The organism is Acidianus manzaensis, from assembly GCF_002116695.1.
GTDB lineage: Archaea > Thermoproteota > Thermoprotei_A > Sulfolobales > Sulfolobaceae > Acidianus > Acidianus manzaensis.
Window position 1 is genome coordinate 2187150 of the sequence record NZ_CP020477.1, and the last position, 13855, is coordinate 2201004.

Below are 13855 nucleotides of genomic sequence, written 5' to 3' on the forward strand. Positions count from 1 at the left end.
GAAATGTCAGAGTCTATAAGAACAATAAAAGAAACTAACATGGAAAATGTATTTGAATGTGAATATATTGATGGTACAGTAAGATTATGTACTAAGAATTTTGCGCCTGGCTATTCAGTATATGGAGAGAGATTAATAAAATATAACGGTACTGAATATAGAGAATGGAACGCTTTTAGAAGTAAATTAGCAGGAGCAATTATGAAAGGGCTTAAAGAGAATCCAGTAAAGAAAAATACTAAAGTATTGTATTTAGGTGCTGCATCTGGGACTACACCTAGTCATATATCTGATATAGTTGAAAAAGATGGTAAGGTTTATGGAGTTGAGTTTTCAGCTAGAGTAGTGAGAGAATTAATACTAGTAGCTCAGAGAAGGCCTAATTTATTTCCAATATTGGCAGATGCTAGGTTTCCACAATCTTATATGCCTCTAGTAGAAGATGCAGATGTGCTTTATGTAGATATAGCTCAACCGGATCAAACTGATATCGCAATTTATAATGCAAGAACTTTTCTAAAATCAGATGGATATCTACTATTAGCTATTAAAGCTAGAAGTATAGATGTTACTAAAGATCCTTCTGAGATATTCAAAGCTGAAGCACAAAAATTAGAAAAATCTGATTTCGATGTAAAGCAAGTTATAAATTTGGATCCATATGATAAAGATCACGCTATGGTATTAGCGAGGTTTAAAGGATAAATGTTAGATAAGATTTTTGAGTTAGGGCTTAAAGATATATTAGCTGGATTACCTTCTGAAAGAGTTTCTTTAAGAGATGCTATAAGTGGGCATTTAAGGATAAAATTAAATAATGGATATTTTCATGAATTAAATGAAAAAGAAGTAAAGGATTTTTCTTCAAAAGTTCCTTTATATTTATGGTCTCTTGTAAAAGTTCCAATTATAATAACTAAATCTTTTGAAATTGGAGAATATGATGTAATAGATAATGAATGGGATAAAAAGGCATTAAGTTACGTATTAGGAAAAGATTTTCTCTATCTTACTACTGTCGATGTAGAAGAGTTATTGAAGGCGTATAAAACATTAATCTTTATAACTCTTAGTAGTAGTAATATCTTTTTGACTACAGAAAAATCTGACGAAGGAATCTAAAATGGTAATCACATTAGAAAATGTGGTGAAGTTAGTAGAAGATGAAGGTTTAAATTACTCTATCATAGAATATCCTGCAAAATCAAAAAAATCAATAGATATTATTACAAAAACGAAGGATAATAAAAAATTCCTTGTAAAAACTTCAACCGAAAAGATTAGTAAAGATGAAATAGCAGATCTAAAGAAATTCGCAGCAATTATAGGTGGAATTCCATTAGTGATAACAGAAAATGCTGAGGAAGATATAGCAATAGATAAAGGAAAAGTATTTGCGATTTCATTAGAAGGTTTTGAGAAACTTCTATCCGGAGATAAGATTTTTATATATAGAACAAGAGGAGGCATATTCGTAAAAATAAGACCAGAAGTTTTGAAGAGAAAAAGAGAAGAAATGAATTATAGTATGGGAGATGTAGCTAAAATGCTAGGAGTAACAAGAAAAACAATATATGATTATGAAAATGGTGAATCAGATGTGTCTATAGAAGCAGCAGAGAAATTAATAGATATATTTGGTACAGAAATTATAGGAGATATATGTAATATGAAATTAGACATAGAAGAATCAGAAATTGAAAGCCATAAAGTTTTACAAATTTTAAAATCAGTAGGATTTAAAGCTGCTTTATTAAAGTTAACTGCGATAGATATAGTTGCGTCTAATGAAAAAAATAAGATAGTTATAACAATGGAACCTAAAAAACAAGATATTATTGAGAAGAAAATCCATGAAGCTAGTAAAATAGCTTCCGATTTTAATTTGAAATTAATTATAGTAACTAGATCATCATTAAGAGCTAAAGAATTAGAAAAGGAAGGATTTCAAGTTTATTTAGATCAAAGAATAGATAGTTTAAAAGATGAATTTAAGGAAAATTAAAGAAGGCAAAGCAGAAATTTTTATTCCAGATCCAAAAGATTACGAAAAACAAGGAAAATTTGATCCATCTTGGGCTCCAGTATTTTACAATCCTAAAATGGTCTTTAATAGAGACTTAAGCGTTATAGCAGTATCTGTTATATCTCCTAAGAAGATAGTTGATGCTCTTTCTGCTTCAGGAATTAGAGGAATTAGATACCAAATTGAGTCTTCTTCTTCAAGTGAAGTCATTTTTAATGATAAGAATCCTAGATCAGTTGATCTGATTAAGAAAAACGTTGAAATAAATGATATACATGATGCAACAATTACTAATAAAGATGCTAACTCAATACTATTCGAAATTATTTCTGATTTTGTTGATATAGACCCATTTGGTTCTCCTTCTCCATTTATTCTCTCTTCTATTAATGCTACGAAAAATAATGGATACGTAGCTTATACTGCTACAGATTTATCACCCTTAGAAGGCAGAGCAGTAAAATCATGTAAGAGAAAGTACGATGTTCAAAATATCAAATTATCTTTTTCTAAAGAAATTGGTATAAGAGTACTTATATCCAAAATAATAAGAGAAGCGTCTATTTTAGAGAAAACAGCTATTCCAGTATTATCGTTTTATCATGATTATTATTACAGAATTTTTATGAAAGTTATGAGAGGAGCTAGAAAAGCTGATGAAAATTTAGAAAATTTAGGTTATGCTATAGAGTGTGATAAGTGTGGTTTTTCGTCAATTACTAAGGAAATGATTTCAAAATGTCCTATATGTGGGAATAATTTGAAGATTGTTAGTAGAATTTGGACAGGTCAATTAAATGATCAAGATTTCTTAGTAAAAATCAATGAAAGACTTGCAAATTTCAAGTATTTAGCTAATTATACTAATATACAGAATTTAATTTCAAAGTTAATTATAGAAAATAAATATGTTACTAATTATATTAACTTAGAATTTGTAGCTTCTAGATATAGAACTAATGTTCCATCGAGAAGTAAAATGATAGAATGTCTAAGTGATGCTACAGAAACGCATTTCGATCCTAAAGGAATTAAAACTAATAAAAATTTCGATGAAATTATAGAATGTATTAAAAAGATTAACTAGCTAAATATAAAATCCATTCTGATAGTTTTGAACAACTACTAGGAGTTACATGGGCTCCATTGTTACATTTATATAACAGTTTACATGAGAAGCAAGGTATATCTTTTATATTTTCTAAATTTACGTAAACATTTGCTTTTTCTACAGTTTTAATAGCAAATAACTTTATTACGCTTTTACCGTTTTCCTTCACTGTCTTCTTTTGAATTACCTTCTTCTCAATAAGTTTTTTAAGAATTATGCTAAGTTCTCTTGTAGAAATACCTATACTTTTAGCTAATTCTTGTTGTGAGACTCCATACTCTCCCTTTTCTGCTATTTTTTCTTGAATTAATTTTTCATACATTGATGAATTTGATTCCACTAAAAATCACCGAGACAAGTATATAATATATACATTCAGGTTTAATTACTTTGCTATTTTTTTGTTTATAAACTTACTTCAATATCGAAATTTTTGATAATTTCTTTATATCTATTTCTTATTGTAACTTCAGTGATATTAAGAGCATCTGCTATCTCCTTTTGTGTTTTTTTAGAGTCCATTAAAGTACTAACCAAATATACTGTGGCTGCACTTAAAGCTAGATACCCTTTTCCACTAGTTAGACCATTGCTATACATCATTTCGACCATTTCTGCTGATTTTGTTGCCACTATTGAAGGTAGTTTTAGTTTTTCTACAATTTTAGGTATATATTCTACTGGTTTTATTTTGGGTTTAGGAGTTTCTTTTGACATATAATGTATTCTGCTTAAAGCATTCCAAAACTCACTTTGAGATAAAGCATATCTATTTCTAATTTCTTGTAAATATTTGGGAACTCCATTAACTTCACATGAATAATATAAGACTGCTGCAATAAGAGCATAAGGATCGATTCTTTTTGCTAGTCCAGTTTCTACTAATTTTCTAAGTATAAAAGCAGCAGTTTCTTTTACATGTTCTTGAACTTCTATTTTTGCAGCCTCGTTATTTAACATCGAAAGGTAAGTTACTAGTTTTTTATCTTTAGATGATACTCTTATCTTATCGTGTAACCTTTGTAATTTAATAGCTTTTACTTTATCTTTTACTCGTCCTCCGCTAATTTTAGTAGAAAGTCCTTGATCGTGCACTTTAAAAGTTAGTGGCGATCCTGTTCTTTCTCTTTCTAGTCTGTCCTGATAGTTATATGCTCTCCATTCTGGTCCTTGATCTATTATATCTTCTTCTATAACATAACCGCAGTTAGTGCAGATATATTGTCCTCTCTCCTCATCAAATATTATATATTTATCTGTCTTACAATTATTGCACATCATTTTCTCTTACCTCTGTGCTCTGGTATTTCTAAGTAAACTTCCTTACTTGGTTTTACGTTAGGAAACGGCATAACTAATGCGTATGGATTATTTATATTGCCTATTATGTCCAATACTTTTCCTAGTCTGTTTCTTTTTTCATCAAGTACTATTTTGCCTATAGGATCTTGTTTTACATAGTTTATATTATTCTCGATTTTTAAGAGCCATTTATCTTTTAGTACTATTTTTTGAAAGTTTCCGAATCTAATAATTTTAATGGGAGTCACATTATAAACTACCGCGTTCCTAGGCTTATAATATTTTTATTATAATACTAAGCTCAAGAACATAGAGGATAATACCAGCTTAGGATACAGAATTATATGAGGATACGCTTATAAACTAAAATAAGAAAGATGTATAATTCTTTGAACTATTAAATATTATTATAGTCAACATTTATAAGTAAGTTATAGCGCAATATAAGGGAATATAATTTTTTTACTTATATCATCCAAACAAGTGCTAAACTTCATCTATTTTAATAATCATCTATCAAAAGTGTTTTGGAGAAAAATTATTAATAATGTTGTACTATAAGATTGCGATGAGTAATTCAGCAAGCGAAACTGCAGAAGACTCAATTTATAAAGATATATCAAAACTTAGAGAAGAAATATCTAAATTAAGAGAAGAAAAAGGTAAAAAAATAGAAGAATTAAAAAAGCTAAAGCAGAAGAAATTTGAAAGGATAGATAAACTAAATGGTATAAAATCACAGATAGACACAGTGAGGAATGAATTTTCTTTAAAGTTAGAAGAGTTGAAAACATTAAGAGAAAAGAGAGATGCTTTAGCGCAAGAGATACAAGGAATGAAAAAAGAATTTGAAGAAATGAAAGAGATAATGAAAAAAACTCAAGGCTTAGACGCAGATGCAATAGAAAGGAGAATTCAAAGTCTGGAATGGAGACTTCAAACCACAACATTAACTCTGGACGAAGAAAAAAGAATTGTTCAAAAAATCGCAGAATTAGAAAGAAAATTATCAGAGGCTAGAAAATTATTAGAAGTTAAGGAAAAAGGAACAGAAGAAAGAGCTTCATTCTTAGCAAAGAGAATAGAATTATCAACTATAAGACAACAAATGGCAAATATTATATCTGATCTCACGCAAAAAAGGAATATTTTAAACTCTCTAAAAGATGACAGAGAAAAGACCAAAAAAGAAATAGATGATTTGAATAACCAAATTAACGAAATAGCTAAAGCTTTAGATGATTTGAATAACCAAATTAAAGCTAAATCTGACGAGTTGCATAAACTAGTCGAACAGCTAAAAGCATCAAGACAGCAATCAAGGAATAGGCAAAATATAAATCCTGAACTTATACAGAAGAAGAAAAAAGAAGTTGAAGAGAAATTTAAATCAGGACAAAGACTCTCCTTTGATGAACTTTTAATACTTTATGGTGAAGATAATAAGCGAGATGGCAAAGACAGCGATAATCTATATTGATATAGACGATGATTTAGGCAACGTTGGAATTTCCTCTCCTGTAATAGGAGAGGAAAATGCTAAGATAGCGATAGATAAAGCATCAGAGTCATTAGCAGAAGATTCGGATTTTAATTCAATGGTAGTGGCATTTAACACATTTAAGCAATTAAAAAAAGAAAATAAAGATGTTGAAATAGCATTTATAGCAGGGTCTACTAAAGGAGGATTAGATGCACAAAGAAGAATATCAGAAGAATTAGAGGAAGTAATTGAAAGAGTAAAGCCAGAAGACGCTATAATAGTTTATGATAGTCCAGAAGATGCAAAGGCATTACCGATAATCCAATCAAGGATAAAGATTTCTGGTATAGAAAGGGTAATAGTAGAGCAACATAAAGGGGTAGAAGAAACTTATGTTTTAATAGGAAAATATATTAAGAAGATATTTAATGAACCACGTTATTCAAGACTATTTTTAGGCGTTCCTGGCATGATACTTTTTATTGCCAGTTTTTTAGCTATTTTAGGTTTATCCTCTTATGTAATACCTGCAGTTTTATTAATAATAGGCGTTGCTATGGTATTTAGAGGTTTTAGTATAGACGATATGATTGAACACTGGTGGGAAAACTCCACAATTATGTTTATAGTAGCAATTTTATCTCTTATATCCTTTATTATTTCTATAATAAACGGATATATAACATTTCAAGCAATAAAAGGCCCTCCATTGTATGTTTTTTCAAATGTTACACTATCTATGTTACCTTATTTAGCATTTTCAGGAATTATTCTTTTCGGTGGAAAGGCACTGTCAAAGGCAATTGACAAAAACGTAAAATTACTTAATGATATAGTAAAAATAATTGCAATAATATTATCATATTACATTATTGCTTATGCGTTAAAAGATATAGAAGAAGGTATATATATAATTCAGATTCAATCGATTTATTATCTTATAATTTCATCTATGGTGCTCATATTCGCATATATATTGCTTAATGTTGTAGAAAAATATAAATTAACTTCAAAGTGATTTCATTATCTTATCTTTTACTTCAATAGGCAAATCGTCTAATTTTTTAATCTCTGCATTCCTAGGTTTTCTTACGACTTTACTTATTACTATATACGTGTCTGGAGAATTCTCATCTTTATTTTTCAGTTTCCTTACTTTTATTAAATATTTTCCTGAATCTACGTATAAATACTTTTTATGTTTTAGCATATATTCATACATCGAAAAAAGGTTTAAATTTCTAATTCTTCCTCTTCTTCTTCTATTTGTCTAATACAGTCTAATTCATTTAGTTTATCAAATATTTTTTTAACTGCTTTATACACTTCTTCTTCTCTTTTAGCTCCAGTAATTACCATTTTTCCACTGCTAAATATTAATAATACAACTCTAGGATCATCCATTCTAAATATTAGACCTGGAAATTGCTCTGGTTCATACATGTTATTCTCTAGTAGAAATGCTGCTTTATCTAAATTAACGTGGACATGCATGTTTGCAGATGCTACAATATTTTGAATTTGAATTTTAGGCTTTCCAGTGATTTTTATACCGTATTTTTTAAGAGTTTTGATTATTCTTTTAACAGATTTAATTAGTTCTTCAGTGCTCTTTGCTCCTGTAACTACCATTTTTCCTGACTTGAAAATTAGAGATGTAACTTTAGGGCTTTCTAGCCTAAATATTAAGCCTGGGAATTGATCTGGGTCATATTCTACATTTGGTACACTTCTTTCCATTGCATATAAATCTAATTGTTGTTCTAGAGTAACTGTGGCTACGATATTTTCAATGCTTATAATAGGTTTATAACTTATTGCGTTAGAAATTAAAAATCACCATATAAAATATCTTATATACTCATTTATAAACCCTTTTTAAACTACTATGTTCCTAAGTAAGCCTAATTCTGGAAACTCCATAATTCCTTCATTTTCGATTATAACATAAGGTTTAGCTTTTTCTAAAATTCCATAATTCCTTATTATTGGACTCATGTAGTTAGAATGAGCTAAAGATACGTCATTACCTGCTTGATATGTACCTAAAGCTGGTAATACTACTACTTTAGAATTATTCTTAAGTGGAACTATTAAAAAACATTGTAGTTTTCTAGCGAATCCTAACTTATCTCTTAGCGAAATTCTAGGATGTTCATGTCCTATTATGTATGTATACTCATCATTACTTAATTCTATGTCTTTATGACCATGAAATATTATATATTTATCAAATTTTATATCGTCTACAAGTTTTATATTGTATTTGTCTGAAACTAAACTAAGATAATTATCATGATTTCCTTTAACTATTGTGATATTTAGTTCTTTTTGTTTTGCATATTCAAAAATATAGTTTAAGTCATCTCTTTCTTGTTTACCTAATCCATTAAAAATGTGCTTAAAATCTCCATCAATAATAATATTTTTTGTGTTAAAAACTTTAATGGACTTTTCTACAATATTTATGAATCGTTTTCTTTGAACCTTAGGTAAAAATATTCCTTTTCTTGACATTTCTTCTTCATATCCAATATGGACGTCTGATAGAATAATAGAGTCTAGAGGTTTTAAGTAAATTACTGGTAAGTCCCCTTCTATAAATATTCCTTCACTTATCTCTATCATTTGCTCACCCATTTATATCTGAAAATATAAATGTAGACAAAATGTCAGTCCTATATTTTATAGGTCTTGGTTTGTCAAAAAAATTTCTTACTCAAGCATCTGTAGATTCAATAAAGCGAGCAGACGTAGTCTATTTTGACTCTTATACATCGATTTCATGCGATATAACCATTGATTACCTAAAGGAAATTTCTGGAAAAGACATAATTCTAGCAAATAGGAGTACATTAGAAAATAATTCTACGAGAATTCTACAGATTCTAGATCAAGGGAAATCTGTAGCCATTTTAAGTATTGGTGATTCAATGATTGCGACTACTCATGTAAGTCTGGCAGTAGAAGCTAAAAATAGAGGCCATGAAATAGTGGTAATTCCTGGAATATCAGTTCAATGCTATATTATTTCAAAGTCAATGTTATCATCATATAAATTTGGTAGAGCAGTTACTTTAGTTTATCCATATGAAGGAAAATTAGATACAACTACGTATGATGTTATACTTAATAATAGTAGGTCAAATCTTCATACTATTCTCTTTTTAGATATAAAAGACGGAAAACCTATGTCTGCTAAAGAAGCAATTAAGTACTTAATTCAAATGGAAGAAGAAAAACAAGGTAATATAATAACTGATAATTCATGGTTAATAGTAGGTCAAAGATTGGGATGTGATGACGAAGAAGTGAAATCTATGACAGTAAAAGAAGCTTTAGAATATAATTTTAGGGATCCACCACACATAATAATAATTCCAAGTAAAAACTTACACTATATGGAGGTAGAAGCGATAAAATGCCTTCATTAAAGGATAGAGTAACAAAATATATTAATGGTATGTGCGAAAGACTATCAAAAATAAACATAGAAAAATATGAGAATGCAAAATACTCAAAAGTATTTGAATTAGCAAAACAGTACACTGAGGACGCAAAATACTATTTAGATAAAGGAGATATAGATACTGCAGTTGTTGATATAGGATATGCAGAAGGACTATTAGACGCATTATTACTTATCTTGGATATAGACGAGAATTCTGATATAGCAAAAAAAGTATTTGTAGGAGGTACATTTGATATTCTACATCCTGGTCATATTGAATTTTTACGCGAAGCTTCAAGATTAGGTAAGGTTTACGTTTCAGTAGCTAGAGACGAAAATTCAGAAAAAATAAAGAAAAGAAAACCAATAAATGATGAAAATCAACGTTTAGAAGTGATAAAGGGGATAAAATATGTACATGACGCTTTTCTAGGTGATCAAAATGATTTCATAAAGAGCGTTGAAAGAGTAAAACCAGACATTATATTTCTAGGTCCTGATCAGCATTTAGACGAAGCGAAATTTAAACAAGAGTTAGAAAAAAGAGGAATTAACGCGGAAATTGTAAGAATGAAAGAAAGAGTTCAGAAATGGAAACACAGCAGTACAACATCAATAATTAATGAAATAACATCTAGATACTGTAAAAATTCAAGCTAATGCCTCTATTATTATTTCATCTCCATCCTTTAAATTTAACTTTTCTCTCAAAAAGTATGGAGATATTATTTCAATTACGCTCTTAGGATGGGTTGTTCTCAATGGCAAAACTATAGCTGCTGGCTGTAATTGATTAACTACTGCAGGGAAAGCTTTTACGGCTCCTAAAACTCTTTTCTCTTCTTTATGTTCTGGAATCATAATAGCTCTTGATGCGTCTAAAGATAACCTATTTTCAAAAGAGCATTTATCATATATTACTACATTTAAAGTACCTGGATAAGGAGTAAATCCCAGAAACTTCTTAAAAGATTCCATATAATAAGGTAATGATAAAAATATTCTTCCTTCACCTAATCCAGAAGTAACCTTTCCTTTTATTTTAATTTCATGTTGATATTTTAATGCTTCATTAATATCTTCTAGGCACTTTACTAACAAGTTTTCTCCCTCTTCTGTTAATTTTATTATTTCTCCTTCTTTAGATTCAACTCTAATAATTAGATTTTGTGATTCTAAATCCTTTAGTTTTCTTGACACTGATTGCTGAGATAAGCCCAGTTCTTTAGCTAATAGTTGTTGTGTTACTTCTCCTTTATTCTTTACTAACTTTATTATTTTACTTAAGTAACATATTTCGCTAGACAATTTTTATTCCTCGGTTTTATTCCTCGGTGCATCCTAATTCAGCTTCTCTATATTCTCCATTGATATCATCTTCTATATCTTTACTTGACCAGTTCCATTTAGTTGTCCATGCATTTCCTATTTGTATAGGCTTTTCTAATTTACTTAATAATACAATCCTACTTGGTACATGCTCTGAAATGATTTTGTATCCAGTATATTTTTCCATTAATTTTGCGAACTCTCTAATTTCATTATGTCTTGGCATGGCATCTTTACTTAATCTTAATGTTGAAGGGCCAACGTGCATGTAAGACTTAATTTCAATATAGGTAGGCATAGCTATTTTAAGAAGTTGAGCAAATTCTTTGGCATCTTCTTCGCTCATATTAAAACCTTTTATCATTGTCATTCTAATTACTGTAGGAGAACTAAAGCTAGGTAAAATTTCTAAAGTTTTCATGAATAGATTCCATGAATTAGCTATTATTGGTCTATTAATCAGTTTATGCTTTTTCTCATTAGGAGCTTGTAAAGATACAAATAATTGTGTTGGTTCTTCTTCTAAACTTGCTAACACATCTGGTCTAATTCCACTAGTTACTAAAAACGTAGTTAGACCACGTTTATGATACTCTTTTATTAATTCTCCTAATCTTTCATAAAGAGTAGGCTCTCCAGTTAAGCTTATAGCAACGTGAGCAGGATTAGAAGCTTCTTTAGCCATATTAGGATCTACTCCTTGTCTTCCAAAGTATCCAGATACTGCTTTTCTATGTTCTTCAATGCTTTTTTCTGCTATATATTCAGGATCATCAGTTATTGGAAGTTTTGTTTCGTCCCATTCCATTCCTATGTCCTCTGGTTCTAATCTCCAGCAATGTATACATCTAAACCAGCACCATGCCGCAGTAGGCGTCATTTGGACACATCTATGACTTTCAATTCCATAGAATTTTCCTTTGTAACAATACCTTCCTTCTGTTAACGCTTCATGAGTCCAGTGACATTTTTTATATGCACTGTGACTCCCTACAATGTGATATTTTTGTTTTTCCATTTCTTGCATTATTTTACTCAAAGTATCTATCCTAAAGCTTGAAACTACCATTATAATCAGAATATGCTTTTAACTATAAAAATAAAAAGTTATATAGGAGCTACAAGATCATGTGTTTTTAGAAGTTTCTCTAAAGTAATTGAAATACCTATAAGCATAGTATCAGATAAGTATCTTCCCATTATTTGAATTCCAACTGGAAGATTATTATAAAATCCAGCTGGTATTGATATTGCAGGAATAGCAGCTAAATTAGCTATTACTGTATTAACATCCATTGCATACATTTTCATAGGATCATTTACTACTTCACCTAATTTTGGCGGTAAAATAGGCATAGTTGGAGAAATTAAGATATCATATTTACTAAATAATTGATCCAGACTATTTTTAATTAATCTTCTTACTTTTAATGCTCTTACATAATATTGATCATAGTATCCTGCACTTAGTATAAAAGAGCCTAGCATGATCCTCTTCTTTACTTCTAGTCCAAATCCCTCATCACGATTTTTGCTGAATGTATCTATCCAATTTCCTTGATCATACTTGCTAAATCCATATCTTACTCCGTCGTATCTAGCTAAGTTTGAGCTAGCTTCGGACATTGCTATTATATAATAAGCAGGTAATGCATACTCAGTATATCCTATTTTAGAGTTTTCTATTATTGCTCCTTCAGAAGAAATTTTATCTATAGCAGTTCTTACTACGCTTGAGACATTCTTATCAGACATTTCAATAATGTCATCTAGTATTCCTATTTTTATTCCTTTTAATGAAATTTCTGAAGGTTCTCCATTAATTTGATAATTTATTGTAGTTGCATCTCTTTTGTCCTCACCGGCAATAATAGAATAAAGCAAACCGAGATCTTCTGCATTTCTAGCCATAGGTCCTATTTGCTCTAAGCTATTAGCATAAGCTATCAGTCCATATCTACTTACCGTGCCATAAGATGGTTTTAGCCCAAATGTTGCAGTAAATGCAGCAGGAGCTCTTATAGATCCTCCAGTATCACTACCTAAAGCTAAGTCTACATAGCCTGCAGCTAATGCAGCACCGCTTCCCCCAGATGAACCTCCAGGTGTTCTTTCCAAGTCCCATGGGTTTCTTGTTGGACCAAAATAACTAGTTTCAGTTGTTGACCCCATTGCAAATTCGTCCATGTTAGTCTTTCCTATAATTACTGCTCCTTCTTCTTTCAATTTTTCTATTACCGTAGCATCAAAAGGTGGAACGTAATCGCTAAGCATTTTAGAAGCACAAGTAGTTCTTATTCCCTTAGTTGAAATTACGTCTTTAATTGCGATAAGTATACCTGCTAATTTTCCATTTCTCTTATTTTTGATATTTTCTTTTACCTCGTTTTTGACTTCTTCCTTATTTCTTAGTGTAATAAAAGCATTAACTTTACTTTCCAATTTGTTAATTCTATCAAAAGTCTTATCTACGTAATCATCTACTGATAGATTTCCATTTTTCAAATCTTCTATAATTTTACTTATCAATTTTTATTCACCCACTGTACTTGGTCCTATTATATATCCGTTTTGTTTTCTTTTTACATTACTTAGAGCTTCATCTCTATTTAGTGGAGTTATAATTTCATCTTTTCTTAGTTTGCCACTAGGTATAGGATGAAATAAAGGTTCTACATTATCCAAGTTTAATTCATTTATCTTATCAAAGAATGTTAAAATCTTTGTTAGATCTTCTTTTAATAATTTCGCTTCATCTTCTTTTATCTCTATTAATGCTAACCTTTGTAATTTTTTAATAAGATTATCGTCCACTATTATACTTGATTTCATGATTTTACATTTTCACGTATCCAATTCAAATAGTTTTCTAAACCTCCAGTGATGTCTAATGTTATTATTTCAGGTAGCTCATAGGGATGAATTTCCTTTATTCTCTTTATTATTTTATCCTTTACAGATGATTCAGTTTTTATTACTAAAAAAGCTTCATCATCTTCGACTATCTTCCCTTCCCATGTATAAATTGATTTGACATAAGGTATAATATTTACGCAAGCAGCTAATTTTTCCTCAACTAAAGTTTTAGCTATCTTTTTACCAGAAGCTAATTCAGAAACCGTTGTTATAACTACTATTTCTGCCATAGTTTAA

Annotated in this window: 19 protein-coding genes; 8 read left to right on the forward strand and 11 right to left on the reverse strand. The window is 29.8% G+C overall.

The genetic code is table 11. The features are described from left to right. Nucleotides 1-3: 3 nt before the first annotated feature. From B6F84_RS11425 to B6F84_RS11440, 4 genes are read left to right on the forward strand one after another with little or no spacing between them, the layout of a single operon-like run. Nucleotides 4-705 (forward strand): fibrillarin-like rRNA/tRNA 2'-O-methyltransferase, encoded by a 702-nt coding sequence (locus tag B6F84_RS11425; protein WP_148692353.1) that lies wholly within the window; start codon nucleotides 4-6, stop codon nucleotides 703-705. Continuing rightward, nucleotides 706-1122 carry a DUF61 family protein gene (locus B6F84_RS11430; protein WP_148692354.1) on the forward strand — a complete coding sequence of 139 codons (417 nt, stop codon included), beginning with the start codon at nucleotides 706-708 and terminating at the stop codon, nucleotides 1120-1122. 1 nt (nucleotide 1123) lies between these two features. Continuing rightward, complete coding sequence (locus tag B6F84_RS11435; RefSeq protein WP_148692355.1) at nucleotides 1124-2005, forward strand: helix-turn-helix domain-containing protein; 882 nt, start codon at nucleotides 1124-1126, stop codon at nucleotides 2003-2005. Continuing rightward, the gene (locus B6F84_RS11440; protein WP_148692356.1) at nucleotides 1986-3113 is read left to right on the forward strand and encodes a tRNA (guanine(26)-N(2))-dimethyltransferase; all 1128 of its coding nucleotides are present in this window, start codon (nucleotides 1986-1988) and stop codon (nucleotides 3111-3113) included. The genes B6F84_RS11435 and B6F84_RS11440 overlap by 20 nt, the downstream gene beginning before the upstream one ends. Here B6F84_RS11440 and B6F84_RS11445 read toward each other — a convergent pair. From B6F84_RS11445 to B6F84_RS11455, 3 genes are all read right to left on the reverse strand, one after another. Then, nucleotides 3106-3477, reverse strand: coding sequence for a helix-turn-helix domain-containing protein (locus B6F84_RS11445; RefSeq protein ID WP_148692357.1), 372 nt, complete (start codon nucleotides 3475-3477; stop codon nucleotides 3106-3108). The two genes, B6F84_RS11440 and B6F84_RS11445, sit on opposite strands and share 8 nt — an antisense overlap. A 65-nt stretch (nucleotides 3478-3542) precedes the next feature. Then, nucleotides 3543-4418 carry a transcription initiation factor IIB gene (locus tag B6F84_RS11450; protein WP_148692358.1) on the reverse strand — a complete coding sequence of 292 codons (876 nt, stop codon included), beginning with the start codon at nucleotides 4416-4418 and terminating at the stop codon, nucleotides 3543-3545. Beyond that, nucleotides 4415-4687 carry an H/ACA ribonucleoprotein complex subunit GAR1 gene (locus B6F84_RS11455; RefSeq protein WP_148692359.1) on the reverse strand — a complete coding sequence of 91 codons (273 nt, stop codon included), beginning with the start codon at nucleotides 4685-4687 and terminating at the stop codon, nucleotides 4415-4417. Before B6F84_RS11455 ends, B6F84_RS11450 begins: the two co-directional genes overlap by 4 nt. 320 nt (nucleotides 4688-5007) lie before the next feature. Here B6F84_RS11455 and B6F84_RS11460 point away from each other — a divergent pair, with 320 nt between their 5' ends. Together B6F84_RS11460 and B6F84_RS11465 are read left to right on the forward strand one after the other, a co-directional pair. Beyond that, nucleotides 5008-5919 (forward strand): coiled-coil protein, encoded by a 912-nt coding sequence (locus B6F84_RS11460; protein WP_148692360.1) that lies wholly within the window; start codon nucleotides 5008-5010, stop codon nucleotides 5917-5919. Further along, nucleotides 5891-6940 carry a DUF373 family protein gene (locus tag B6F84_RS11465; RefSeq protein ID WP_148692361.1) on the forward strand — a complete coding sequence of 350 codons (1050 nt, stop codon included), beginning with the start codon at nucleotides 5891-5893 and terminating at the stop codon, nucleotides 6938-6940. The genes B6F84_RS11460 and B6F84_RS11465 overlap by 29 nt, the downstream gene beginning before the upstream one ends. Here B6F84_RS11465 and B6F84_RS11470 read toward each other — a convergent pair. The 3 genes from B6F84_RS11470 to B6F84_RS11480 all read right to left on the reverse strand — a co-directional run bounded on the left by B6F84_RS11470 (nucleotide 6932) and on the right by B6F84_RS11480 (nucleotide 8550). Next, nucleotides 6932-7132, reverse strand: coding sequence for a DUF5622 domain-containing protein (locus B6F84_RS11470; protein WP_148692362.1), 201 nt, complete (start codon nucleotides 7130-7132; stop codon nucleotides 6932-6934). The two genes, B6F84_RS11465 and B6F84_RS11470, sit on opposite strands and share 9 nt — an antisense overlap. Nucleotides 7133-7155: 23 nt before the next feature. Continuing rightward, nucleotides 7156-7725, reverse strand: a complete 570-nt coding sequence (locus tag B6F84_RS11475; RefSeq protein ID WP_257788619.1) for a TATA-box-binding protein — start codon at nucleotides 7723-7725, stop codon at nucleotides 7156-7158. 75 nt (nucleotides 7726-7800) lie between these two features. After that, the gene (locus B6F84_RS11480; protein WP_148692364.1) at nucleotides 7801-8550 is read right to left on the reverse strand and encodes a metallophosphoesterase; all 750 of its coding nucleotides are present in this window, start codon (nucleotides 8548-8550) and stop codon (nucleotides 7801-7803) included. A gap of 41 nt (nucleotides 8551-8591) precedes the next feature. Here B6F84_RS11480 and dph5 point away from each other — a divergent pair, with 41 nt between their 5' ends. After that, the gene (dph5, locus tag B6F84_RS11485) at nucleotides 8592-9356 is read left to right on the forward strand and encodes a diphthine synthase (protein ID WP_148692365.1); all 765 of its coding nucleotides are present in this window, start codon (nucleotides 8592-8594) and stop codon (nucleotides 9354-9356) included. Beyond that, nucleotides 9344-10033, forward strand: coding sequence for a DUF357 domain-containing protein (locus B6F84_RS11490; RefSeq protein WP_187152692.1), 690 nt, complete (start codon nucleotides 9344-9346; stop codon nucleotides 10031-10033). Before dph5 ends, B6F84_RS11490 begins: the two co-directional genes overlap by 13 nt. On the opposite strand, the gene B6F84_RS11495 is transcribed toward B6F84_RS11490, so the two are convergent. From B6F84_RS11495 to cutA, 5 genes are read right to left on the reverse strand one after another with little or no spacing between them, the layout of a single operon-like run. Further along, nucleotides 10025-10648: a DUF120 domain-containing protein gene (locus tag B6F84_RS11495; protein ID WP_420807179.1), complete on the reverse strand. Its 624-nt coding sequence runs from the start codon at nucleotides 10646-10648 to the stop codon at nucleotides 10025-10027. The two genes, B6F84_RS11490 and B6F84_RS11495, sit on opposite strands and share 9 nt — an antisense overlap. 49 nt (nucleotides 10649-10697) lie before the next feature. After that, complete coding sequence (twy1, locus tag B6F84_RS11500; protein ID WP_420807159.1) at nucleotides 10698-11771, reverse strand: 4-demethylwyosine synthase TYW1; 1074 nt, start codon at nucleotides 11769-11771, stop codon at nucleotides 10698-10700. A 38-nt stretch (nucleotides 11772-11809) separates the two neighbouring features. Then, nucleotides 11810-13231, reverse strand: coding sequence for an Asp-tRNA(Asn)/Glu-tRNA(Gln) amidotransferase subunit GatA (gatA, locus tag B6F84_RS11505; RefSeq protein ID WP_148692368.1), 1422 nt, complete (start codon nucleotides 13229-13231; stop codon nucleotides 11810-11812). Between the two features lie 3 nt (nucleotides 13232-13234). Then, entirely contained in the window at nucleotides 13235-13534 is a 300-nt protein-coding gene (gene gatC, locus B6F84_RS11510) for an Asp-tRNA(Asn) amidotransferase subunit GatC (protein WP_148692369.1), read from the reverse strand. Further along, nucleotides 13531-13848 (reverse strand): divalent-cation tolerance protein CutA, encoded by a 318-nt coding sequence (gene cutA, locus B6F84_RS11515; protein WP_148692370.1) that lies wholly within the window; start codon nucleotides 13846-13848, stop codon nucleotides 13531-13533. The genes gatC and cutA overlap by 4 nt, the downstream gene beginning before the upstream one ends. Nucleotides 13849-13855 lie beyond the last annotated feature (7 nt).